Origin of the sequence: Anaerocolumna sedimenticola, assembly GCF_009931695.1 — a bacterium.
Lineage (GTDB): Bacteria > Bacillota > Clostridia > Lachnospirales > Lachnospiraceae > Anaerocolumna > Anaerocolumna sedimenticola.
Genome location: NZ_CP048000.1, coordinates 2,906,545 through 2,930,337, shown reverse-complemented (window position 1 = coordinate 2,930,337; position 23,793 = coordinate 2,906,545). Strand labels below are relative to the sequence as shown.

The 23,793-nt window shown below is 37.3% G+C and carries 23 protein-coding genes and 1 pseudogene; 12 read left to right on the top strand and 12 right to left on the bottom strand.

Annotated features, from left to right (window positions below):
- Positions 1-85 precede the first annotated feature (85 nt).
- From Ana3638_RS12980 to Ana3638_RS12955, 6 genes are all read right to left on the bottom strand, one after another.
- A complete protein-coding gene (locus tag Ana3638_RS12980) occupies positions 86-1,453 on the bottom strand; it encodes a hypothetical protein (protein WP_161838406.1) in 1,368 nt (455 codons plus the stop codon).
- 180 nt (positions 1,454-1,633) lie between these two features.
- Complete coding sequence (locus Ana3638_RS12975) at positions 1,634-2,899, bottom strand: FAD-dependent oxidoreductase (RefSeq protein ID WP_161838405.1); 1,266 nt, start codon at positions 2,897-2,899, stop codon at positions 1,634-1,636.
- Between the two features lie 355 nt (positions 2,900-3,254).
- Entirely contained in the window at positions 3,255-4,463 is a 1,209-nt protein-coding gene (locus tag Ana3638_RS12970; RefSeq protein WP_161838404.1) for a pyridoxal phosphate-dependent aminotransferase, read from the bottom strand.
- 42 nt (positions 4,464-4,505) lie between these two features.
- The gene (locus Ana3638_RS12965) at positions 4,506-5,510 is read right to left on the bottom strand and encodes an NAD(P)-dependent oxidoreductase (RefSeq protein ID WP_161838403.1); all 1,005 of its coding nucleotides are present in this window, start codon (positions 5,508-5,510) and stop codon (positions 4,506-4,508) included.
- 79 nt (positions 5,511-5,589) lie between these two features.
- Positions 5,590-6,492 carry an AEC family transporter gene (locus tag Ana3638_RS12960; RefSeq protein WP_161838402.1) on the bottom strand — a complete coding sequence of 301 codons (903 nt, stop codon included), beginning with the start codon at positions 6,490-6,492 and terminating at the stop codon, positions 5,590-5,592.
- Between the two features lie 14 nt (positions 6,493-6,506).
- Positions 6,507-7,532 (bottom strand): hydroxyacid dehydrogenase, encoded by a 1,026-nt coding sequence (locus Ana3638_RS12955; RefSeq protein ID WP_161838401.1) that lies wholly within the window; start codon positions 7,530-7,532, stop codon positions 6,507-6,509.
- Between the two features lie 557 nt (positions 7,533-8,089).
- Between Ana3638_RS12955 and Ana3638_RS12950 the strand changes: the two genes are divergently transcribed.
- The 11 genes and pseudogenes from Ana3638_RS12950 (at position 8,090) to Ana3638_RS12905 (ending at position 16,642) form a co-directional block, all read left to right on the top strand.
- Positions 8,090-9,259, top strand: a complete 1,170-nt coding sequence (locus Ana3638_RS12950) for a PucR family transcriptional regulator (protein ID WP_161838400.1) — start codon at positions 8,090-8,092, stop codon at positions 9,257-9,259.
- A 213-nt stretch (positions 9,260-9,472) separates the two neighbouring features.
- Positions 9,473-10,198 carry an aspartate/glutamate racemase family protein gene (locus Ana3638_RS12945; protein ID WP_161838399.1) on the top strand — a complete coding sequence of 242 codons (726 nt, stop codon included), beginning with the start codon at positions 9,473-9,475 and terminating at the stop codon, positions 10,196-10,198.
- A 423-nt stretch (positions 10,199-10,621) separates the two neighbouring features.
- Entirely contained in the window at positions 10,622-10,831 is a 210-nt protein-coding gene (locus Ana3638_RS12940; RefSeq protein WP_161838398.1) for a spore coat protein, read from the top strand.
- A 40-nt stretch (positions 10,832-10,871) separates the two neighbouring features.
- Positions 10,872-11,234, top strand: coding sequence for a spore coat protein (locus Ana3638_RS12935; RefSeq protein WP_202621490.1), 363 nt, complete (start codon positions 10,872-10,874; stop codon positions 11,232-11,234).
- Between the two features lie 18 nt (positions 11,235-11,252).
- Positions 11,253-12,389, top strand: a complete 1,137-nt coding sequence (locus tag Ana3638_RS12930; RefSeq protein ID WP_161838397.1) for a zinc-dependent alcohol dehydrogenase — start codon at positions 11,253-11,255, stop codon at positions 12,387-12,389.
- Positions 12,390-12,407: 18 nt separating this feature from the next.
- Positions 12,408-12,632, top strand: coding sequence for a spore coat protein (locus Ana3638_RS12925; RefSeq protein ID WP_161838396.1), 225 nt, complete (start codon positions 12,408-12,410; stop codon positions 12,630-12,632).
- Between the two features lie 27 nt (positions 12,633-12,659).
- A complete protein-coding gene (locus Ana3638_RS12920) occupies positions 12,660-12,965 on the top strand; it encodes a spore coat protein (RefSeq protein WP_161838395.1) in 306 nt (101 codons plus the stop codon).
- Positions 12,966-13,354: 389 nt separating this feature from the next.
- A pseudogene (locus tag Ana3638_RS27250) lies at positions 13,355-13,528 on the top strand (IS5/IS1182 family transposase); the annotation flags it as partial.
- A 133-nt stretch (positions 13,529-13,661) separates the two neighbouring features.
- Positions 13,662-14,750, top strand: a complete 1,089-nt coding sequence (locus tag Ana3638_RS12915) for a FecCD family ABC transporter permease (protein WP_202621636.1) — start codon at positions 13,662-13,664, stop codon at positions 14,748-14,750.
- A gap of 1 nt (position 14,751) precedes the next feature.
- The gene (locus Ana3638_RS12910) at positions 14,752-15,513 is read left to right on the top strand and encodes an ABC transporter ATP-binding protein (RefSeq protein WP_161838394.1); all 762 of its coding nucleotides are present in this window, start codon (positions 14,752-14,754) and stop codon (positions 15,511-15,513) included.
- Positions 15,514-15,523: 10 nt separating this feature from the next.
- A complete protein-coding gene (locus Ana3638_RS12905) occupies positions 15,524-16,642 on the top strand; it encodes an ABC transporter substrate-binding protein (protein ID WP_161838393.1) in 1,119 nt (372 codons plus the stop codon).
- Positions 16,643-16,927: 285 nt separating this feature from the next.
- Here the strand turns inward: Ana3638_RS12905 and Ana3638_RS12900 are convergent, their stop codons facing one another.
- From Ana3638_RS12900 to Ana3638_RS12885, 4 genes are all read right to left on the bottom strand, one after another.
- Positions 16,928-17,395: an MBL fold metallo-hydrolase gene (locus Ana3638_RS12900; RefSeq protein ID WP_330587560.1), complete on the bottom strand. Its 468-nt coding sequence runs from the start codon at positions 17,393-17,395 to the stop codon at positions 16,928-16,930.
- Complete coding sequence (locus Ana3638_RS12895; RefSeq protein WP_161838391.1) at positions 17,278-17,628, bottom strand: MBL fold metallo-hydrolase; 351 nt, start codon at positions 17,626-17,628, stop codon at positions 17,278-17,280. Before Ana3638_RS12895 ends, Ana3638_RS12900 begins: the two co-directional genes overlap by 118 nt.
- A gap of 109 nt (positions 17,629-17,737) precedes the next feature.
- Positions 17,738-18,640, bottom strand: coding sequence for a competence protein CoiA family protein (locus Ana3638_RS12890; protein ID WP_161838390.1), 903 nt, complete (start codon positions 18,638-18,640; stop codon positions 17,738-17,740).
- A gap of 236 nt (positions 18,641-18,876) precedes the next feature.
- Positions 18,877-19,428: a GNAT family N-acetyltransferase gene (locus tag Ana3638_RS12885; RefSeq protein ID WP_330587559.1), complete on the bottom strand. Its 552-nt coding sequence runs from the start codon at positions 19,426-19,428 to the stop codon at positions 18,877-18,879.
- Between the two features lie 255 nt (positions 19,429-19,683).
- Between Ana3638_RS12885 and Ana3638_RS12880 the strand changes: the two genes are divergently transcribed.
- The gene (locus Ana3638_RS12880) at positions 19,684-21,618 is read left to right on the top strand and encodes a right-handed parallel beta-helix repeat-containing protein (RefSeq protein ID WP_161838389.1); all 1,935 of its coding nucleotides are present in this window, start codon (positions 19,684-19,686) and stop codon (positions 21,616-21,618) included.
- A 19-nt stretch (positions 21,619-21,637) separates the two neighbouring features.
- On the opposite strand, the gene Ana3638_RS12875 is transcribed toward Ana3638_RS12880, so the two are convergent.
- Positions 21,638-21,796, bottom strand: coding sequence for a hypothetical protein (locus Ana3638_RS12875; protein ID WP_161838388.1), 159 nt, complete (start codon positions 21,794-21,796; stop codon positions 21,638-21,640).
- 1 nt (position 21,797) lies between these two features.
- Entirely contained in the window at positions 21,798-23,759 is a 1,962-nt protein-coding gene (locus Ana3638_RS12870; RefSeq protein WP_161838387.1) for a leucine-rich repeat domain-containing protein, read from the bottom strand.
- Positions 23,760-23,793 lie beyond the last annotated feature (34 nt).

Below are 23,793 nucleotides of genomic sequence, written 5' to 3'. Positions count from 1 at the left end.
AAAACAAGCACAGGTGCTAGTTAAATAAACTAAGGATTTTGCAAAGCCCCTTTTAGTTATTCTATCAGTTTTTTCTATATGTAATCTAAATTAAAAACAGTGCTACAATTATTGTTGCTCCTAATCCACTTAAAACAGGAATCAAATTCTTTCTTGCAAGTTCGGTTGCTTCGATTCCGCATATAGCTGCAACAGGGATTACACCCCAAGGAATAATGGTACCGCCGCCGACCCATACTGTAACAATCTGGCCCAGTGCTGCAAGCGGCGCTATATGTATATCACCCATAGATGAAAATGTCTGCGCTATGGAACCAACTAACGGAAGTCCCGAGAATCCTGATCCGTCCAGCCCGGTAATAACTCCGACTGCAGTTTCTGTTAATACCATAGTTAATTTTGAAAGAGGAACCTGCGAGGAAATCCAAAGCCCGATGTCATTTAAAAGACCTGTTGCCTCCGGACCAAGTACGGTCTTCGCAAAACCTTCACTTCCCATAAAAAAGAATGATGCTATAACAATTACCGGCGCAAATATCTTTATTGCAAACTTAAATCCTTCCTTTAAATGATCTGTTGCCGTTTCAAGTGCCTGTCCAACACCTTTATCTAAAAATGTAATAATACAGGTTAAGATAAGTGATGTACCTGCAACAAGTGCAGTTGCATCGCCGCCGTTAATTTTAAAGGTAATCATGAGAGCAATATCGGCGATAAAGGAAAGCGGCATAATTATCGCTATCAATCTGGCCCGCTTAGGTTTCTTGATTTCTTTAATTACAAATTCTTTTTTGGTAATTGTCTGCATACCCTTATTTAACTTCATTTCCCTTAACATCATACAAAATGCTACACCTGCTGTAACCACCGACATTGTGATCCACAATGGTATAGACGCTTTTATTACTTCATTCACATCAATTCCTGCTGCGGCTCCTGTGATTGAGGGAGCTCCCTGGATAACAAAATCCGAAGAAAGCCCGATACCATGACCAAAAATATTCATTGCTACCGCTGCCCAGATAACCGGAAGTCCAACTTCTCCGGCAACCGGAAGTAATAGTGCTCCGATTAATGCAACAGCCGGAGACGGCCATATCAGCCAGGAAACAATTAACATTGTAAAACCTATAATCCAGAAAGCAGACTTATTATTCTTAATAATTTTTCTGACCGGATGCATCATTACCTCATCCGCCCCAAGATCTATCATGGCTTTTGACATTGATACAACCATTGCAATAACTATAATGATACTCAATAACTCAATAAATGAATTGATCAATGCATTATTAAGTATCTGAATTGCTTTAACAGCACTTCCTGAATAGATAAATCCGATAATTAGGGTACCTGCAATACAAGGAACTACTATTTCTTTTTTAAATAAAAGTGCTATCAGTATAATAATGGTAATGATAATATAGGCAATATGCAATGATGTAAGTTCCATTCCGATTTCCTCCCTTTCTCCTGTTTACTCAGGTAATTATGAAACATGATTATTGTATTTACCATGCAATTAATACAATTTCAGAGCTGAATCTTGCCAGGTGGGCAACTGAAGCTATGAAATTCTTAATAATTTACATGGTATATTCAGAAAACTAAGTTTCGCAATTACCTAACCTGTTTACGATGCAAAAATATTAAATAATCCTTCTTGTTTGATTTTTTCTTCTATTTTGTTAACATCGTTTTCATATAACCCAAGCTTCTTCATATGCTCAAATAAAACGGAACCGGAGAAAGTGTATTTTTTACCAAGTCCCTCTTGTTTTTCCATCTCCTCATTCACATATGCGATTGCTTCACCGATTGCAGTTTTTCTGGACAATTCAAGCAATGGTTCCTTACGTAAGAATCTTGTACAATTAAACCCAGCCAGTACTCCTGTTACAATAGCTTCCGTATGTCCAACCAGGAGACCTGCTTTTTCGCCGGCACAGAACAGATTCTTTATACCTTTTACCTGTAATGCATTGGTTCTTGGAGACATATCAAAATATCTCATAGAATTGCCTTTACCCCCGGCATAGGGATCCTCGTAACGGGCGTTCTCAAACCCTGGAATTTTATGAAGTTTTTCAATTGAATAATATGGTGTCATCAACTTTGCGTGACCGGTATCAAGTAGAATGATATTCTCTGCAAATTCCTTTAGAGCATATTGCTGACAGGCTTTTACACTTAAATGGTTTTCAACGAATTCCTCCGGCAGCGGAATGACAGCAACACCTGTCGTATTCAGGGTTTCTATTATTTCAGGTGCAAGGGATTCTTTATAAAGCTTACAGGAACCGCTCATTGCACCGATAGAGTCATCTGCTTTTTTACCTGTTTTCTCGGTTATACCGCAGACACCGGTAAGACTTACTCTGCCGCCGAAACTCGGACATCTAAGCACGCACATTGCACATCCATTACCGTACTTACTGCAATTATTCATAGGCCCGGCAGTTCCTGTCGTATCAATAAAAGCATCTCCCGCATAAACCTCACCGCTTGATGTCTGAATACTCTTTATAGCTCCATCTTCCACCTGTGCTCTTACTACTCTCTCCTGGAGTTTGATTTCAACTCCGATTTTTTTTAAATAATTAGTAATTGCTACGGGTGTTTTTGCTATGTCATACAGGCTTGCATGGGCATGTCCCGGGAAATTGATATTGGTATGCCGGCAGTTTTCATCAATTATCTTAAATATATCTCCTCCGCCCATGGCAATCATTTCTTCTGTTGCGGTATATCTTCCGTTATTTCTCATGATTCCGCCGACTAAACCGGTTCCTAAAAGTAAATCCGTTCTTTCAATCAAAATAACATTTGCTCCCTGTTTTCTTGCCATATATGCTGCGGAACATCCTGCCCATCCGCCTCCGGTAATAATTATGTTCATTTGTATCCTCTCCGCCTTTCTCCTAAATTAATATTATCTTTTCCATATTGCTGCAATTTTTTATAATATATACCAGTCAACCGCCAAACTGTTTATCCGGTATAAACAAAAAAGCAAAGAAGCAGTAAATTTTTTCTGCTTCTTTGCTTTTTTGTAATATAACTTATTTATTATTTTATTAATGAAAAGAGTATACATGGAGTTAACTAACTTTACAATAACCACTTTGTACATTTTTCGACAAAAGTTATGGACACTTTGTATACTTACAAGTTTTAGCGGATATTAACAGCCGCCCTGTTACCAGCTTTTAGTTTAATCGAATCAAAACTCCGGCTTACTTGTAAGGTCAAATCTAATTCTTCTTTTCAAGTTCCTTAATCAAATCATCAATTTTATTAAGAGCTTCCAATATATTCTTCGTTGATGCCGCAAAAGAAATTCTTATAAAATCCGAACACATCTTACCCAGACCCACGCCCGGAATTACAGCGACATTTTTTTCCTCTAACAATCTGCTTGCAAATTCCATTCCGCTCAGCCCTGTTTCAGAGACATCCACCATGATGTAAAATGCTCCTTTCGGAATTACATAGGAAAGCCCGTTTATTTTATCAAGCCCTTTCATAAGTAAAATTCTTCTCTCCGCAAATTCATGAATCATCGCAGAAATATCTTTTTTCGTATGTTCCGTATCCATACCCGCTTCTACCCCGATCTGAATAAAAGTCGGTGAGCATGTGGTAGAATATTGATGTATTTTTAATATTCCATTGATTCTTTTTTCACTGGCTGTAATATATCCTAATCTCCAACCTGTCATCGCATAGGTTTTTGAAAATCCGTTAATTATTACAGAACGTTCTTTCATCCCGGGATAGGATGAAACCGAGGTAAACCCGGCATCATCATATACCAGACTGCTGTACATTTCATCTGATACAATAATAAAGTTATGCTTTATGGATAATTCACACAGCTGTTTAAGTATGGAGTTATCATAAACCGCTCCGGTCGGGTTATTGGGATTATTGATTACTAACATTTTTGTTTTTTCAGTAATATGTTTCTTGACTTCCCCGATATCAATCCCAAACTGGTTTTCCGGCTTCAGATTAATAATAACAGGTATCCCCCCGCTTATTTTAACCATGTTCTCATAATTTACGAAGGCAGGGGAAAATATTATGGCTTCATCCCCTTCGTCAATAATGGACAAAATCGTATTATTTATGGCCTCGGCGCCGCTGCTGGTTACTAATATCTCAGACCGGTAATCATATAGTATACCGGTTTCCTCCAATGTCTTTTCTGATATCTTTTTTCTTAATTTTTCATAACCCCTGTTAGAACTATAATGGGTATGATTCTGGTTAATTGCATTAATGGTTGCCTCCTTAATATCGACGGGCGTATTAAAATCCGGTTCACCGGCGCTTAATGCGATTATTTCATTGCCGCTCTTTCTTAATTCATCTACCCGGTTAAGAACTGTTCTTATAAGTGAGGGCTCCACTTTTTTAACACGGTTTGAGTCCTGGGTTATATCATAATCATTATTCATCAAATTCACTCCTTCTTAGATGAATTTCGTATTAACTGTTAATTATATAGTTTCACAATTACCTGTAATATCATTTGAACAAAATCCTGTTTTTTCATATTCCTCTAAATTTTCAAAGGTTGTTTTGATCATATTTTCGATTGCCGTATCCGTATAAAAACTCATATGTGCAGTATATATAACATTTTCATTCTCCATGAGCTTTTTCAGTGTTTTACTATCAAATTTATCACGATCTGCCTTTTTTCGTATATAGGAAGTTTCAGCATCATATACATCAAAAGCTGCCGCACTGATTTTCCCAATCTCTATGGCATTTAATACTGCATCATAATCCATAAGCCCTCCTCTGGCCGTATTAATCAGCACTGCTCCGTCCTTCATACCGGTTATGGTATCGGTATTAATAAGCCTTTTATTTTCCTCGGTCAAAGGACAGTGAAGAATGAGGATGTCACTTACAGAAAGGATCTCATTTAAATCCGAATAAGTAGCGAAATTTGTTATACTCTGATTCTCATACAAATCATAAGCCAGTATTCGGCATCCAAAACCACTTAATAATTTTATGGTTTCAGTACCGATTCTGCCGGTACCTAAAACTCCCACTGTCATATTGCGAAGTTCCCTGCCTTTTAATCCTGTTAATGTAAAATCATAATTCATTATCATAGTAAACTCACGCTTCATTTTTCTAAGACACATCAAAATCAGGCAAAGGGTATGCTCGGCTATGGCATTCGGCGAATATCTTGGAACATTGGCTCCTTTTATGCTGCTTTCCCTCATTGCAGCAAGATCCATATGATCCGTACCGGCTGCTCTTGATACAATATATCTGACACCGGCCTTTTTTAACTGCTCCGCTTTCAACTTTGTCACTTTACAGTTGGTTGTAATCCATACCGCATCAAAACCTGTGAATCTATCTGAATCGGCAAAATTAAAATCAAAGTCTGCCATTTCCAGATCAAACTTAAATTTCTGGTTACATTCCAGAATATAATCTATTTCATCCTGATTCACATGAAACAATAAAACTTTCATCTATTCCTCTCCTTTTCGTATCAATTGTATGGGATATTCGGAAAACGATATAGTTTCGCAATTATCTGTTTAAGTACTCTTATGTAATTGCGAAACTAACGAACGGTATGGTAATCAAAGATAATACCGTACTGATAAATACGCAGGAGGATGCGAACACCGAATTCCCTCCATATTTATCCGCAAGCATTACCGTTGTACTTCCGGCCGGCATCGCGGACAGTAATACAATCACGCCGGTTACCAGACTGTCGATTCCGGATAATTTTAATATTACCAGTATAGCAGCAGGTATGATAATTAACCTTATAGCTGAGTAATAAAACAGTTCTTTATCCAAAATTTCTTTCACATGTATTTCTGCCAGAATGGAACCTATCACAATCATGGAGACTGCAGTATTACAGCTTCCGATTCCGGAAAGGGTTTTTAGCATAAACCCCGGAAGTTTAAGTTGTGTAAACATTAAAACAAATCCAACAAATACTGCAATGATGCAGGGATGTGTCATCAATTTTTTTGCTGTTGACTTCCCGTCCTTATTGGTAAAAAGCTTAAGGCCTGAGGACCACATGGCAAACCGAAGGGGAATAAGAGCAACGGACGCAAATAATAGGCCCTGGCTCCCGAAGACGGATTCAACAATGGGGTTTCCCAAAAAACCTGCATTGGAACAAATAATTGCATACCGTAAAACAGCCTGTTTGTCCTTACTACTTTTTTGAAAAAGCATCCTGCTCACTATCACATAGATAACCTGGGTAATGAATGCTACCGCTAAAACTGTGATGCAATTAATTAGAATGTTGTAAGACCAATCAATCAGAAATGAATTAACAATATTACATGGGAGTATTATTTCTATAATCAGATCAGTCATTTTTTTCCTGTTATGGCTTGTAATAATACCTTTCTTCTGGGCATATATTCCAACAAGTATTAACAGAAACAAGGTTCCCTGCATATCAAGCATAGATCTCATCTCTCATCTCCATCTTAGTACTTATTACCGAATTCATACCGGTAATAGTTCATCACAGCCGTAATACCTTTGTTCTCCTCAAAGCTGTCTTTTATCTTATTAACCGGATAGGAAACCGGACGCTTTTCCAGTACTTCCGTAATTCCTAAAGCGGCCTGGTATGCCATTCTCTCAAGAGCTTCCGTAGTAAATGCCGCGGTGTGAGGTGTAACAATTACGTGTTCCATATGTAAAAGAGGATTATCGGGTTTAGGAAGATTTCCTTCAAATACATCAAGTGCTGCTCCCATGATTTTATGTTCTTTTAAGACATTGATTAGTGCACTTTCATTAATAATTTCTCCCCTTCCGGTATTAATGAGATATGCTTCCGGTTTCATTAAAGAAAGTTCCCGCTCTCCGATTATATGCTTTGTAGATATGCTTCCCGGCAAATGGAGTGATAAAAAATCAGCGGATGAAATCACTTCGTCCATGTCATCGGTGAGAAGTGCATAGTCTGTTTGTTTTTTCCCTTTTATCCTTCGGTTATAACCTATTACATGCATATTAAGTCCAAAGGCCGCAATTTTAGCCACCTGCGTACCGATATTTCCCATTCCAATAATACCAAGTGTTTTGCCGGATACATCACTTCCATACAATTTTCTCACTTCAAGATTACCGCTTTTTAATCCATTATTATAATGAATAGATTTCTTAGCAAGCATCAGTATAAGACCGATTGTATATTCTGCTACGGAGCTTTGATTGGAACTTGCAGCGTTAGTAACCTGAATTCCAAGCCTGGTCGCGGCATCCACATCGATGCAGTCGACTCCAACTCCATGCATGGCTACAACCTTTAGTTTTTTACATGATGTAAGAACCTTTTCCGTAATATTCCCATTCCGTGTCAGTATGCCGTCACAGTCGGCTCCTTCTTCCATCAGTATTTCTTCCGTTATACCGGATCCCATCTTTAGCTCATAACCTTCTTCTTTCAGATATTCAATACCTTTTTTATCAATTGGCTCCGTAATTAATATCTTATATCCCATACAGCACCTCCGTTTTTTATATATCAGGTAATTGCAAAACTATATAGTTTTCAGATATACCAAGTAATACTTGTTTCTGGTCCTTTTGCAATTACCTAATTATGATTCGAGTGTCAAAAGACAATTTTATATTATGGTTTCGTCAATTTGCACAATTAATATTTTGATTGCGTGACGCAGAATATAGTTCATTCATAACATGCTCTCGCCTGGATGAAGTTCGTAGTGGTACATAAGGCCCTAAAATGCAGGACCTAAGTACCAACGACTTCATACAGTTACTCATCGAACTATATTCTGCATCATGCTAATGTTGAATTATAGATGTGCTAATCGACAAATGTAAATTATTTGTATGGTTTTTGACGCTCGAATCCTAATTATTGATATATGAAAGTATAAAAGTATGTGCATTATCTTACAATAATCACTATGTACTGAATTAATTTAATTCATTGGACACGTTGTCCATTTTAGCATTGTCCATAAAAAAATATCGTTGACGAACAACATATATTGGCTGTATTCTTATAAAAACAGGAAAGTGCGGTGATTTAATGAGCTTAATGATCAGACATATCGTTGAAAATCAATTACTAAGAGGTGTAAAGATGGCAGCAGGTTTTTCAGGAGAATCCAATGTGATATCATGGGTTAATGTAATGGAGATTCTTGATTCACCTAACTCCGTGCAGAGAGGTGAGCTGCTTGTAACAACCGGTTATAATCTGAACGAACATGAATTATATTCCGATCTAATTTTAACACTTAAAAATAATGGTGTAAGCGGTATTGCAATTCAAACCGGATATTACATTGATAAAATACCCGGTTATATCTTAGACGAATCAGACCGGCTTGGTTTTCCTGTACTTGAAATTCCGAAAGATTTGACTTTCTCAGATATTCTTCGAATTTTGATTCAAAAAATCAATACGGGAAAATCAGAAAATGAGCAATCAGATGAAGCAGCCAAGTCCAGATTTCACTCTATTTTTGAAACACTCAAACAATATTCACAAGTATTATTTAATGAAGATACCGGCAAAGTTGCACATCTTTTTTATGTTCAGCCCATAAATCAATATGCAGTCAGTGAAACAATCGCTCTTAACTGTATGAACAGGATTAAATCCTATCTGACTGACCGGGCTGATACCTGTGAATATCATACTGGTAAAAATGGTACAGCCTCTTTTCTCATTATTTTTGAAACAGAAAATAAATACCTGTCCATGATCTACGATTTTAGTATTGAACTGACATTTTTATCTGAACAGCAGGGTATTAATTATTATGTTGGTGTTGACAGGATTAAATCTCTCGAATCCCTCTATCTTTCATTAGAGCATGTTACCGAATGTACTGATCTATTAAAGTCCATACATGCCAAAAGGGGTGTATGTTCCTACGATAATATGACTTTCATCAAAATGTTTGGGATTCTTCACCAGAATGAGCACTCGTTTGTATCAGACAATCAGGCTCTGCAGATTCTTCTTAACTATGACAGGATTAATCAAACCAATTATGTTCAAACCTTAAGATATTATCTTGCGGATAACTGCAATGCTTCAAAAACAGCAGCGCGGCTTTATATCCACCGGCATACTCTTCAAAAGCGGCTTGAAAAAATCTATGATTTATGCGGGATTAATTCAGATGATTATTTTGCAAGATTATATATGTCCATATCACTGCTTTTTCACGATTACTTTGCTTTCTAAACGACATAATTTATATAAGGACAACTTGTATATGTTTTTTATCAAAGTGACTACTCTTTTAATAAATCCCTTATAATACTTTACTTCGTTTTATCATTATGCTATTTTAAATTCAGAAATTTTAACAGATGATTGCAAAACCATAAAGTTTTTGAACATAATTTTCTTGTTTCGCGATCATCTTACAATTTTAATGCGAAAGGAGTCCGGATAATGAGAATAAAAGGCGGTTATACAAGTTATGGACAATATATTGGGATTTTAATGATGGATACGGTTTTTCCCAGACTTGTCGGAGATATAGGAAATGCCAGAACTTATAAAATTCCTGTCAAATATTACACAGTAAGAAATATCAATACGGATAAAATGAATCCATCCAATGCTGAGAAATTATTGCTTCAGCCTTTCATTGAGGCTGCAAAAGAATTAGAAAAAGAAGGCTGTAAGGCAATTACTACAAGCTGCAGTTTTCTGACCGGATTTCAAAAACAACTTGCTGATGCCGTTAATATCCCTGTTTTTACCAATACATTGATTCTTGCTCCTTTTATCCATACCATGCTGAACAGCAAACTAAAAATAGGGATTTTAACCGAACGGGCAGACCTTATACATGATGATACCTTTAAACAGCTTGGCTGGTCAAGTAATGATATTCCAGTTAACATAAGCGGTATGACAGAGGATTCACCATTCTCAAAACTCTTTATCCATGACAATCTGGAAGAAGACCTTGAGGTACTGGAGGATTGTATCAAAGAACTTACTTTAAGACACATGGAGCAAAATCCCGATACCGGTGCAATCATCCTGGAATGCACCAATTTCGCTCCATTTACTAATCTTATACAAAACATATCAGGTATTCCAGTTTTTGGAATAAATCAACTGCTTGAATATATGGATTCCTGTATCAGTGCACCTGAATATTATTAGTCTAATATACTTACCGTGAGGCACGCTTTTCTCACGGTAATGCTTTTATTTTTATATCTTCATATTCATTATTTGGATAAATTCGGATTTTAAATTTCCGTGATAATCTACTATTTCATGAATTCGTTTGAATTACATTAGTTTTTCTTATATTATTCTGCTGCACCTCTCCTATTAACCAGCTAGTTTAGCATTTCCTTACTCTATCAATTCAACTTTTTTAAAATCTTATATTCACTCTCCTTTGTTCAATTTCGTTAAGCATTTGTTGCTCTGAGTAATATCACTTATGCTAATTATTTACTCAATTACAAGGCCATTAGAATATTTCTGATATTTTATGAGAAAATATTACAAGACTCATTCCCATGAATAAATTCACATTCCAAGTTTGAACAAATTAAAAAAAGCCGAGGTGATACTATGACAAATGAAAAACTGGCTCCTAATGAAACCATGCAAATTCATGAAGTACTTAATCTAAAGACAGTTTGCATGTCCACTTCAAAAATGATGGAGGGAGTTGTATTCGATCAGGATCTAAAAGCATTATTAGAACGTGATGTTCAGCAATCCATTATATCCATCCAAACATTACAAAAATTATTGGAGAAAGCACCGCTTATCAGATAATACCGGATTAAGCAAAGTGATATTAGAAGGAGGTAACACATTGATTAATGACTATCTAGAAATAAGAAATGCCGAGGGAATGCCGAAACTTGTTGATACAACAATGTCTACGGCGTTCTTATTAAATTCCAAAAGCGGAGTAAGAAATATTGCAATTGCCCTCACAGAAGCAGCCTCTCCTGAAGTCAGAACCGTATTGCGGAACGAACTAACAAATGCGATACGTATGCATGGAGAAATAACAGCACTCATGATTGAGAAAGGTTGGTTCCATCCTGTGGAACTGGAAAAACAATTTCAGATGGATCTGGAATCCTCAACAACCGCTGTACAGATAGCAAGTATGGATTTATTTCCAGGTGATACCAGCAGACGAGGAACCTTTGCAACACTTGATAAATAAAGAGGGAGGAAATAATAAATGAAAGCGGTAACATTTCAGGGTATTAAAAAAGTAATGGTTAAAGAGGTTCCGGCTCCAACCATTCAAAAGCCGGATGACATTATAGTAAAAATAACAAACAGTGCAATCTGTGGTTCTGACTTGCATCTGATTCACGATATGATTCCTAATCTGCCTCAGGATTATATTATTGGGCATGAGCCCATGGGAATTGTTGAAGAGGTGGGTTCGGAAGTTACTAAGGTAAAAAAAGGGGATCGTGTTATTGTACCTTTTAACGTTAGCTGCGGTGAATGTTATTATTGCACCCATGGGCTTACTTGTATGTGTGATAACTCCAACCCGAATGGAGAAGCAGGAGGATTTTTTGGTTATTCGGAAACTTTCGGCGGATATCCGGGCGGCCAGGCAGAATATATGAGGGTTCCTTACGGTAATTTTACACCATTTCGCATTCCTGATGATTGCGAATTAGAGGATGAGAAACTGGTGCTGATTTCCGATGCGGTATCTACAGCCTATTGGAGTGTATTAAATGCAGGGGTTGAAAAAGGCAATACCGTAACCATATTAGGATGTGGTCCGGTAGGTTTACTGGCTCAAAAATTCGCTTGGATCTTTGGTGCGGAAAGAGTTATTGCCGTAGATTATATTGACTATCGTTTAGAACATGCAAAAAAACATAATAAAGTGGAAACCGTTAATTTTGAACAACATCAAAATACAGGGGAATACCTGAAAGAAATAACCCATGGCGGAGCAGATGTAGTTATAGATTGCGTCGGTATGGATGGAAAAATGACCCCTATGGAATTTGTAGGTTCGGGTCTTAAACTTCAAAGTGGTTCCTTAGGAGCTTTTGTAATGGCAACACAGGCCGTAAGAAAAGGCGGTATGATTCAAGTAACCGGAGTATACGGAGGCCGTTATAATGCGTTTCCTTTCGGGGATATTATGAACCGTAATGTTAATGTGAGAACAGGACAAGCTCCCGTAATACCTATTATGCCGACTCTTTATAACCTGATCGCCAAAGGCAAGGTAGACCCCAGTGACATAATTACCCATAAGCTTCCTCTTGAACAGGCACCTTTTGGTTATGAAGCATTTGACACTAAAACCGATAACTGTATCAAAGTTGTCTTAAAACCTTAATAAGAAAGGAGAATAACTATGCAACAGCAGGACCTTGCACCAAACGAAACTATGCAGCTGCATGAAATATTAACATTGAAAAACTTATGCCTGACAAAATCAATTACTATGTCTCCATTAATTTCAGATGAAGAATTAAAAACCATTATAAAAAATGATATTCAAAAATCCGTGCAGCATATCAAAGAGTTAAGAGAGTATCTGGATGAATCCATGATTGCCTCCTCAGGCAATAAAGAATAATATCTATTGATAGAAAGAAGGTTGTTTATGAATGCATTAATAGAAAAATTAACAGGTATGGATAAAATGAGTGATCAAGTCATAGCAACAGATTTTTTGGTTTCAACGAAAAGCGGTGTCCAAAATTATGCCGTAGCTATAACGGAAACCTTATCACCACAACTTAAGAATACCCTGATTAATCAGTTAAATGACATGATTGCATCTCATGAAGCTATTAGTGATTATATGATGAAAAAGGGTTATTATCATGCTTATGATTTACAGGAGCAATATAAAGTTGACAGGAACGCTACTGATACTGCTTTGAGCCTCAAAGATTTTATACATTAACCAATCTTCCTTGTATATATATAATAAATATAGGGTTGTCGCACTAAATGCGGCGCCCTTTTTCATTAGAGATGTTTATCACATTTTAGGGTATCAAAATAGCGTGTGATTATTATCCAACAGAGACACGTTCTCACTCGGTTGCCGCCATCGGTACATAAGGTCGTGGCAGATAAGTGATTCTGCCACAACCTTATGTACCGATGGCGGCAAACGGTCTCTTAATGGATTAATAATCACACGCTAGTCTTTTTACAAATCTATGTGATAAACATTCAAGATTTCTGAGGCGCCGTCCTACTTTTTCGACAACAAAATAAATCCCAAACTTCGGAAAGTAAGGGATTTATGGTAAAATATTTGTATGCGATTACAAAAATGCCGAATCAATTAAACACTCCAAATCAAAGACCGGGTATATGAGTGAAAAAACAACCTATAAATGCAGTGATTGCAGCGGGTGTTCCTACAAAAATGATTGTATTAAGGGAAACAATTGCAAAACACCTTTGGAGGAACGAAATAAGGTTCTTCAGGCAGCGAAAAAGTTTATACAACATAGATATATGATTGTATTTTGAATATGATAATTATTATCATTTAACCGCTTTGTCCTTGACGCTGCTAAAACCGTATGATATATTTCAGGAGTTAGTATATACTTAACTCTGCTTGAGCAGAAAAATATTGCACAATATGGAGGTGTTTTCAATAAAGAATAAACAATTATTATTTGAGAATATGGGGGTATATGTCATTACAATATTCCTCTTACTGGCTGCAATCATTTTTTCTTTATGCTTTTCCGCCTCAGTTGGACAAGCTGATGTTCCCCTTAGGCAAACATATGAAATACTGGTTAACAAAATATCAGGAGGTGTTTTAGGCTCTCTTAACGATATACCAAATTCCTTTGTTAACATTGTCTGGCAGGTTAGAATTCCAAGAGTTATTTTTGCAGTTTTTATAGGTATGGCTCTAGCAGTAAGTGGCGCCGTTATGCAGGCTCTGGTACAAAATCCCCTTGCTGATCCGTATATATTAGGTATTTCATCCGGTTCATCCCTTGGGGCTACTTTCGCTATTCTGATTGGATTTGGCGGCGGATCAATTTTCTCTCAGTTTGGCTTGGCATTTAGTGCCTTTATAGGTGCAGTGATCGCCTCACTTGCAGTTTTACTGCTTTCCAGCGTTGGCGGAAGGATGACTTCTATGAAGCTAGTGTTATCCGGTTCGGTTATCAGCGCCTTGTGCAGCTCATTTTCCAGTATTATTGTCTATTTCGCAAACAACGCAGAAGGAATGAAAACAGTTACGTTTTGGGCAATGGGAAGTCTCGCTGCATCAAGCTGGAGCAAAGTACCGATACTCATTATTACCGTCAGTGGGATAACCGTATTTTTCCTTTTCCAGCACCGTATACTTAACACTATGCTGTTAGGCGATGAGGCTGCCGCTACATTAGGTATTCCTCTTTCCAAGTATAGAAGGTTTTATATGCTGCTGACTTCACTTTTAACAGGAGTTGTTGTTGCATATTCAGGAATGATTGGTTTTATAGGCCTTATTATCCCCCATATTGTAAGAGGTTTCATCGGCTCCGATCATAAACGTTTGGTTTTAACAACAGCATTAATTGGCTCACTGTTCCTGATATGGGCAGATGTAATTTCCAGAGTAATCGTAGAAAATGTCGAACTGCCAATTGGTATCATTACATCAATTATAGGTGCACCGATGTTTATCTATATCATTGTGAAAAGGGGCTATAATTTTGGAGGATAATATGCAGCTTAAAGTTCAGAATCTACACGTTTCAATCGACAAGAAAGAAATAGTAAAAGATGTTTCCCTGCTTGTGAGAAACAGGCAATTTGTTGGAATTATCGGCGCTAATGGCTGTGGTAAGTCAACCATGCTGAAAAGTATTTATAAGTGCTTAAAGCCAAAAGAAGGCTCCGTATTTTTAGATGATATTGACTTGCTGAAAACACCGTCTAAAAAGGTTTCTCAGAAAATGAGCGTGGTTGGTCAGTTCAATGAATTAAATTTTGATTTGACCGTATTTCAAATGGTTATGCTTGGCAGAACACCACACAAGAAGCTATTAGAGTCCGATACAAAAGAAGACATTGATATTGTTCATGGAGCAATAAAGCAAACCAATTTAACAGAATATATTGACAGAAGCTATTTAACATTGTCCGGCGGAGAGAAACAGCGTGTCATATTGGCTCGGGCAATTGCCCAGCAGCCTGCTTTTCTGGTGTTGGATGAACCGACTAATCATCTGGATATCCGATATCAGCTTGAAGTACTCTCCTGTGTTAAAAAATTGAATATTGGCGTGCTTGCCGCACTACACGATCTGCAAATGGCTGCAGAATACTGTGATTATATTTATGCTATGAAAAAAGGTAAAATTATCGCACACGGACAACCAAAGGAGCTTTTTACCGAAGAACTGGTTGCTGCTCTATATGATGTTAATTGTAAGATTTATGAGAATCCCATCACTCACAATTTAAGCTTTGTATATCAAATTTAAGGAGACTACTATGAAAAAAATATTAGCGATTTCACTGGCATTAATCTTAACCTTTGCACTAGGCGGCTGCAGTACGAAAGGACAGGTAACATCGGGTGGAACGGAAACCAAAATCGTCACGGAAGAAAAACAGACAGATACCAAAGATGAAACCCAGGCGGAAACTTCTGCCGAAACCACTGTTTCTGAAAGTACCGGCACAGTTTATCCCCTCACTGTTAAAAACTATACGAAAGCAGAAGGCGGCACTGAATGGGAAGAAAAAGATATTACCTTTGATAAAGCACCGGAACGAATCGTTGCAACGACCCGTACTGCTGCTGAATTTTTGATTCACCTTGGACTCGCTGATAAAATCGTAGGGGTAGGCGGTGTATTTGGTGAACCGGATGCTACCGTGGAGGATGAATTCGACAAACTCACTAATCTTGGCAAGTCCTATATTGGTAAAGAGGTTGCAATGAGTGTTAATCCTGATTTTATTTTTGGCAGGGGTGGACTTTTTGACAATGCTGACTGGGGTGTAGGAACGGTTGATGATTTAAATGAAATGGGTATAAAAACATATGTTATGGAATCTTCCATAACCGGCGGTACCTTTGATTCCATTTACAAGGATATTGAAATGATCGGAAAAATTTTTAATGTATCAGAAGAAGCAGAAAAATTCGCGGGTGAATTAAGGGCAAGACAACAGGCAGTTGAAGAAGCTTTAAGTGTTATTAAAGAAGATAAAACCTTTGCCTATATACACACCAGCGATCCGGAAAGTCTGTTGATCTACTCAGCTTATAACGAAACTTTCTTTAACGACATGTTCCGAATGCTCAAGCTTCAAAATGTATTTGAAGATGTACAGGGTGATGTCAGTGTAGAATCATTAATTGAGGCCGATCCGGATGTTCTTGTAACTTTACAATGGGCTACGGAAAGTGAAGATGCAACACAATCAGATGGGAAGGCAAACCTGAATGATGTTCTTACCAATCCAAAACTGGAAAGTTTGAATGCCATTAAAAACCAGCAGGTGTTCGTTGCCGATTACAATCATCTGTTTGGTTATAGCTATCAGAGTTTAGATGGACTGGAAAGACTTGCAAAACAGTTGTATCCGGAATTATTTCAATAAGAAAGTATAAAAACCAACTTTCTTTTATACCGGCTGTATTTTAAAATACAGATATAACTCAGAGCAGTATGGCATGTTGAACGAACATGATAATACTGCTCTGTATTTTTAATTTGTATTCCATTGTATCTAAAATGCTGCATATAATTTCTTCACCGGCGGCTTATCATGAATAATAGCTGTCATTTCTGATTAATTGAGGTAATCGGCTTATCCATACATCATTCGAACTGTAACTGCAGGATAATATCAATCCCTGCTCCGCTTTTTTACAAATCTCATATTTTAATATGCATAAAAAGCCACGCCGTCTGTCTCATAACTTTTAACATTTTTATCAAAACTTAATTCTCCTGGTTTTCCTATAACTTTCTTCTCCATAACCCTGCCTGCACCAATATAAAGCTGATTAACCGTATCCGCAGGAACCGAGAGCGCATCATGAGATGCATATACCGTGTCAAAATCCTTTAACATGCCCTGCAGCTTCTTCATGCTGGCACGGAAAGCTTCGAAATTACGGCCGTTTCCAAACATATATATCTTTCCTGTCTGAATACTGTCTCCTCCGATCAGGAAATGTTTCTCTCTTTCAAGGAGCGCGATACTTCCGGGAGTATGTCCAGGCAGCAGTATTACCTCGAAACGGTAACTGCCCAGGTTGATGATATCTCCCTCCCAGATAGGTTCCATAGAAACCGTATCTCTATTCTCATGCTTATTCTTATAATAGTCAAATTCAGCAGGATGCATAAAACGTTTCTCAAACTGACCAGCACCCCCACATGATCACCGTCCCCATGTGTAAAAATTACTGTAACCGGAAGTTTTGTAATTTGTTCTACATATTCTTTCAGATTTCCTCCGCCGACTCCCGTATCAATTAGCAGCGCTTCCTTGTCTCCCTCAATCAGAAAGCTTCGAACAAAGTCCTGTTCGATACTGTAAAAACCCTTGGCGATTTTAACCGTGTTATAACTTGTCATATTTATACTCTCCTTAATCTCTGATGATATGTACCTATAAATATTCTTAATATTGTTTATCATAATAAATTTAATAATAATACTATTTAATGCTGTAATTAATAATGCTCTATAATAATTTATTCTCAATTATATAATCCATATACCTTTTTGAGACCAGCTGCCCTTCTCCACGCTTTAAGCATTCAAGGGCAGTTTCCAGTATATCCGGCCTTATCTCATTCATTTTGGAGGCATTTATATTTTTAAACCGTATCGTCTGTTCATATAGATGCTTTTCTTCGTTTAATAATAATTCTATCTTATTGCATTCATCACTAAAATCACAGATGAAAGTTCCCTTACTATCAATCGTGATATCATCAAGTGAATAACTTCTCTGACAAAAGCGTATCTTTCTTAAACTTCCTAATTTATAGTCAAAACTTCTTTTCAGAAGTATTTTATCATTCAATGAGTCAAGATATACACAAAATCCAATCGATTTCTGTATCAGGTTTTCGTACCAGGATATCTGGTTATCATAACAGCTTTTATTGATTCCTAATACATAAATGGGAATAATTTGATTGTCTTTGTAATATTTATCTCTTTCCTGAAATTTTACGATACTACTATGCTGTAAATGGTAATCAATGGCTATATCATTCCTCTTGGGATTTGTTACATAACAGGTGTTAAATAAGCCATTTTTCATTTTATATCTAGCATGTATTTCACCATCGGGAAAACTTTTTCTAAGTAAAGTATACAGCAGTCTTTTACCCTTTTTCAGTTCTTCCGATTCAGTTAAATTTCCGTATGGGCAGGATTGTTTATCATAATGGGCAAAGTATGGCTCCTTAATTGGTCCAGCTGCTAAATAGACTCTCCCGCCGCACTCACTGCAAGTTAATTTACCTCTATTGGCAGCTAATTTCCACTCTTCTACAAGCTCATTGATATAATAATGTTGTTTATCCTTTAAATTATAGGTACATATTTCTTTACCATTATAAAAACAATTCTCCATATTACACTCCATGCATTGGGCAAGTTTACTTGCGAAACTGCCCATACTAGCTCCCATTGCATGCTGCATCTGCTTACAGATGTGGCACTACCAGCGGGTATAAATTATGCTTTTCAATAAATCACACTTACGCAACATGGCCGTTTATCAGCCGCAACTGTTGCATGAAAATCAGATGAAAAATGCACAGCAGTTTCTTCTTCACACTAAATCCACTTGGAATTAATGTTTAAATATTATTTATTATTAATTTTACCATAAAGTAATTGATTATAGTATATATCCTCAATAAAAAAGTGGTCTTTTATCCGTCCCTCTAATTCATAACCATTTTTTTCAAGTATACGGGCAGAACCAATATTGGCATCTACTACACTGGCATGTAGTTTGTGAAGTTTAAGCGTATCAAATGCAAAATCAGTTAGCAATGCAACGCTCTCAGATCCATAACCCTTTCCCCAATAATCTTTGTGAAAAACATAACCAATTTCGGCGTGATTAGTGATTTGGTCAAAATCGAAAATCATAACCGTCCCGATAATTGCCTGCGTTGCTTTCAGTACAACGGAAGCATACATATGAGTACCTGCAGCCTCTCGTTTTAACATAGTTTCAATAAATTCCCTTGTTTCATCCACGGTTTTCATTAGCTTCCAGCCGATAAAGCGGGAAACTTCTTCATCTGATGCATAAGTATGAATCTCCCTGGTATCATCTGCTACTAATGATTTAAAGCAAATATTGTCCGTTTCCAAGGTATGAAATAATCTTAAATTTGTATTCATCATTTCTCCTCTCACATTGATTTTTTTCCAATTAGTTTGGCAATTGCCTAAGATTTATTTTTCTATTCACCATCTGCAATATTTGGCTAAAAATAATATTATCTGTCAAGCATTATAGTATTAATTATGATAAAATTCAAACATAAATTAAGTATCAATGGATCAATGTCAGATTAGATGCCATATGTAATACTAAAATTAATCATATGGTTGTTTAAAGGTTGGAAGAAAATAATAAAAGAAAGGAAAGGTGTTAAGATGAAAAAGGAATTTCATGTAGCGGTTACAGGAAGTGATTTTGCAGAGGGTACGAAAGAACATCCGTTTAGGACGATTTCAAAGGCAGCAAAGGTTGCGGAAACAGGAGATACGGTTATAGTCCATGAAGGTGAATACCGTGAATGGGTAAGACCTGAACACAGCGGTTACAGCAATCTTAGCAGAATTACATACGAAGCTGCCGAGGGCGAAAAGGTTATAATCAAAGGTTCTGAGAGAATCCAGAGCTGGGAGAAAGTAGTGGGAACAGTATGGAGAACAATCCTTCCCAATTCCTTCTTTGGTGAATTCAACCCTTATAAAGAAATTCTTACAGGTGACTGGCTGATTTATACTCCCGGTATTTACCGCCATTTAGGCGATGTTTATTTAAATGGGGTATCATTTTATGAAGCTAACTCTTTAGATGAAGTAAAAAATCCGGTAGAACGCACCGGAGTAGTTGCTGTTCCATGGACCGGAAAGTTTGAGAAAATCCTTCATCCGGAGCAAACCATTTACCAGTGGTATAGTATGGTAGATGATGAAAATACTACAATTTATGCAAACTTTCAAGGAGTGGACCCTAATAAAGAATTTGTTGAAATTAATGTTAGAAAATGCTGTTTTTACCCTATGAAAACAGGTTTGAATTATATTACTGTAAGAGGATTTGAGATGTCACAAGCTGCATGCCCGTGGGCACCTCCGACAGCCGATCAGCCAGGCCTTCTAGGAGTAAATTGGAGTAAGGGATGGATTATTGAAAATAATATTATCCATGATGCTAAATGCAGTGCTATCAGTATTGGCAAGGAAGCATCTACCGGACATAATCTCTGCTCAAGAAGGCATCAGAAACCTGGCTACCAGTATCAGATGGAAGCGGTTTTTCGCGCACTCCAGATTGGTTGGAGCAAAGAGAAAATCGGTTCCCACATTATTAGAAATAATTGTATCTATGACTGCGGACAAAATGGCATAGTTGGGCATATGGGAGGTATATTCAGCGAAATCTATAATAACCATATCTATAATATTGCCGTTAAACATGAGTTTTTCGGTTATGAAATCGCCGGGATTAAGCTGCATGCAGCAATTGACGTAAAGATACACCATAACCGTATTCATAACTGTACCTTGGGTACATGGCTTGACTGGCAGGCTCAGGGAGTACGGGTAAGTAATAACCTGTTTTACAATAACGACCGTGATTTGATGGTGGAAGTAAGCCACGGCCCGTATCTGGTTGATAATAATATTTTTGCTTCTGATTATTCCTTTGATAATGTTTCACAGGGCGGCGCATATGTAAACAATCTGTGCTGTGGTAAAGTGCGCCTGGCAAAAGTACCGGACCGCTCTACACCGTACCACTTTCCTCATACTACAGAAGTAGCCGGTACAGCAGTGGTATATGGCGGTGATGACAGATTTTATAATAATATCTTTGTCGGTGGTGAGGGCATAGAGGATTGCGGTACAGCGGGATATAATCCCAATACGGCCTCCTACGAAGAGTATATCGAAAAAGTATTAAATCACGGTGTCGGAGATCTTGAAATATTTATGAAAACCGAACAACCAGTATACATCTTTGCTAATGTTTATTTAAATGGTGCAGATGGCTTTAACCGTGAAACAGCCAGCTTTAGCAAGAAAGAGTTTGACCCTAAGATTAAGATTGTTGAAGAGGGTAAGGAAGTTTATCTGGAAATGAACGTGTGTGAAGATATGCTAGATATACCAACTAAAATCATTTCCACTCAGACACTTGGCACAGTTCGTATCGTAGATGCCATTTTCGATGACCCAAATGGAAATACGATCGTATTGGATAACGATTATACTGGTGTTAAAAGGTCAGAAAAACCGGCAGCCGGACCTATAGAGGATCTGAAATCAGGTTTCAACCGTATTAAAGTATGGGGATGATCCCTCAAATAATAATAATTTAACACTTAAATAATACATACATTCGGGCATAATGAAGGGAATCCAAATACTGACAGGGCTGTTCCAACAGCCCTGTTTTTAGGATGTAAAATTCCGAAAGAGCTTTTGGATCTTTGCAATCCATTGTAACATTATTTAGTAATATTTCTTCAGACACATTACTCCGCCTCCAAAATCTTACAATCACTTTTCCACAACTGAAATACATTCTTATAAGATTTCAATTTGTTTTTTGGTACATAAAACGTCATAGTAAAATGAGCGGCACCTTTTACCCCAACCAGCTGTGGAGGATTTCCCTTAAATACAGCTGTACAATTAGTAGCAGCTCTCTGATTGTACTTTTTTAGGCTTTTAGGCAATATAATCTTCTGAGGTCCTCCCTCACCGTTTAAATCAAGATTTAGTGATCCTTCCGCTACATATTCCACACCCTCCGGTACAACTAGATTGCCATGAAAACTGGCAGCATAAAGCAGATTTTTTCCGTTTTTCGTATATAACCAACCATTTTTATCACTTTTAAAGTAACGGCTTTTTTTCTCCACTACCACTCCTCCCATGTATGCATTATCTCCATAGGTTATTGGGCGTTCTCCCATTTTTTTAACCGAGGCAGGAATCGTAATTTTCTTTGTAGGCATCTCTAGATAAATACAGTGATCCCCCATTTCCTCAAGGCTTTTTGGTAATATCACATATCCACCTGATAATTCCCCTTCTGCCTTAGAATCATACCACCAATTATTTAGGGCATAATCCCCCAGTTTCTTTACCGTGGATGGCAGCTTGCATTTCGTTCCGCTTAAAGCATAATCACCTATTTCTTCAAGGCCTTCATTTAGATTGAGTATGATTCTACCGCATATAAATGTCTCAAATGAACTCTCTCCTATTGATTTGATGGTAGACGGTAAGGTAATTTCAATACTTTCATTGCAAAAATCCGTATAAGCGGAACATCCCCGAAATGCTCTTTTTTCAATTATACTCCGCCCTTCTTCAAACGTTATATTCATTGGACCTATTGTGTTAAATGCATCTTCATCAATCCGAACATCCTTTGGAATACACAAAGATACTTTTTTCATATTAACAGCCTGATTCGGAAAAGTAATATCATCCTGGATATAGAAAGCCATCTCTCCAATCTCTGTAATTTTCTCAGGTATGACTATTGTCCTTGCCGTATCATATCCGCCTAAATACTCGATTATTTTTGTTCCATGAATTTTAAAATCACCATCTATTTCATATCCCAGTACCTTTTCTTCATTTGCATAGCTTAATTTCATTGTTTTCATAACACCATACCGGTTTAATGGGGAAGTCAGATAATATTTTTCATCCACCAGATATACCACTTCCGTAAACTCTCCCATTGTTCGAGTTGAAACAGGCTGCCCGAATTTGGCAATGCAATCCTCCTGAAAGGAACATATGGTAATACCATCTACCTCGAAAGACCTTACCGATGTCCAGAAACCGGAACCCATTTCAAATGACGCTCCTGCTACAAGTCCGGAATCTTTATCCTCCACCAGTGTAATATCTCCTGGGGCGCCGTTGTATGCTGTTTTATAATCGGTCATTAAATCAACCAGATTGCAGGGAGTACCTGTATCCAGTCCACTATAATAAATCAGCTCTCCGGTATAGCCGATTCCCTCCTCAGTACTTCCCCCGATTTCAGCAGTCAGTTTCATACCATTAAATATAAATTTTCCTTTATACTCAGTTCCATAGCCGCACTCTGTAAGATCATCTTCCTTTACCTCATTAAAGGAAAACTGATAAGAACCGTCTTCCTGTTTCAAAGCAATGGCAGAATCGAGTATACAATATTGCTGACTGATTGAAAATAACAGCTTATCTTTCGAAATCCCAGTGATAACAAGTTTTACATTCGGGTTCGTATATTCCGTCTGCCCTGAATCCACCGATGCCTTATCATACCAAACACCAAGATAGCTAGACAACGAATCCGCATTCTTGTCTTCCTTATCCGCTGAAACACTTGGCTTATCTTCCGCTGCTGTGCATATAAATGTTCTGCCAAAGCACAATATTAATAAAAACCCAATACTTATATATCTTGCGGCTCTTGATTTAAACTTCATCCTCACATTCTCCATTTCAAAATGTATCTATTTC

What these genes read in the sequence shown, in the direction of transcription:
- Ana3638_RS12905 (WP_161838393.1), top strand. Translation starts at nt 15,524, where the DNA reads ATGAAAAAAATATTAGCGATTTCACTGGCATTAATCTTAACCTTTGCA.
- Ana3638_RS12885 (WP_330587559.1), bottom strand. Translation starts at nt 19,428, where the DNA reads ATGATGAATACAAATTTAAGATTATTTCATACCTTGGAAACGGACAAT.
- Ana3638_RS12900 (WP_330587560.1), bottom strand. Translation starts at nt 17,395, where the DNA reads ATGCATCCTGCTGAATTTGACTATTATAAGAATAAGCATGAGAATAGA.
- Ana3638_RS12940 (WP_161838398.1), top strand. Translation starts at nt 10,622, where the DNA reads ATGACAAATGAAAAACTGGCTCCTAATGAAACCATGCAAATTCATGAA.
- Ana3638_RS12895 (WP_161838391.1), bottom strand. Translation starts at nt 17,628, where the DNA reads ATGACAAGTTATAACACGGTTAAAATCGCCAAGGGTTTTTACAGTATC.
- Ana3638_RS12925 (WP_161838396.1), top strand. Translation starts at nt 12,408, where the DNA reads ATGCAACAGCAGGACCTTGCACCAAACGAAACTATGCAGCTGCATGAA.
- Ana3638_RS12965 (WP_161838403.1), bottom strand. Translation starts at nt 5,510, where the DNA reads ATGAAAGTTTTATTGTTTCATGTGAATCAGGATGAAATAGATTATATT.
- Ana3638_RS12880 (WP_161838389.1), top strand. Translation starts at nt 19,684, where the DNA reads ATGAAAAAGGAATTTCATGTAGCGGTTACAGGAAGTGATTTTGCAGAG.
- Ana3638_RS12920 (WP_161838395.1), top strand. Translation starts at nt 12,660, where the DNA reads ATGAATGCATTAATAGAAAAATTAACAGGTATGGATAAAATGAGTGAT.
- Ana3638_RS12870 (WP_161838387.1), bottom strand. Translation starts at nt 23,759, where the DNA reads ATGAAGTTTAAATCAAGAGCCGCAAGATATATAAGTATTGGGTTTTTA.
- Ana3638_RS12975 (WP_161838405.1), bottom strand. Translation starts at nt 2,899, where the DNA reads ATGAACATAATTATTACCGGAGGCGGATGGGCAGGATGTTCCGCAGCA.
- Ana3638_RS12910 (WP_161838394.1), top strand. Translation starts at nt 14,752, where the DNA reads ATGCAGCTTAAAGTTCAGAATCTACACGTTTCAATCGACAAGAAAGAA.
- Ana3638_RS12950 (WP_161838400.1), top strand. Translation starts at nt 8,090, where the DNA reads ATGAGCTTAATGATCAGACATATCGTTGAAAATCAATTACTAAGAGGT.
- Ana3638_RS12955 (WP_161838401.1), bottom strand. Translation starts at nt 7,532, where the DNA reads ATGGGATATAAGATATTAATTACGGAGCCAATTGATAAAAAAGGTATT.
- Ana3638_RS12930 (WP_161838397.1), top strand. Translation starts at nt 11,253, where the DNA reads ATGAAAGCGGTAACATTTCAGGGTATTAAAAAAGTAATGGTTAAAGAG.
- Ana3638_RS12970 (WP_161838404.1), bottom strand. Translation starts at nt 4,463, where the DNA reads ATGAATAATGATTATGATATAACCCAGGACTCAAACCGTGTTAAAAAA.
- Ana3638_RS12915 (WP_202621636.1), top strand. Translation starts at nt 13,662, where the DNA reads ATGGAGGTGTTTTCAATAAAGAATAAACAATTATTATTTGAGAATATG.
- Ana3638_RS12890 (WP_161838390.1), bottom strand. Translation starts at nt 18,640, where the DNA reads ATGGAGAATTGTTTTTATAATGGTAAAGAAATATGTACCTATAATTTA.
- Ana3638_RS12960 (WP_161838402.1), bottom strand. Translation starts at nt 6,492, where the DNA reads ATGAGATCTATGCTTGATATGCAGGGAACCTTGTTTCTGTTAATACTT.
- Ana3638_RS12980 (WP_161838406.1), bottom strand. Translation starts at nt 1,453, where the DNA reads ATGGAACTTACATCATTGCATATTGCCTATATTATCATTACCATTATT.
- Ana3638_RS12945 (WP_161838399.1), top strand. Translation starts at nt 9,473, where the DNA reads ATGAGAATAAAAGGCGGTTATACAAGTTATGGACAATATATTGGGATT.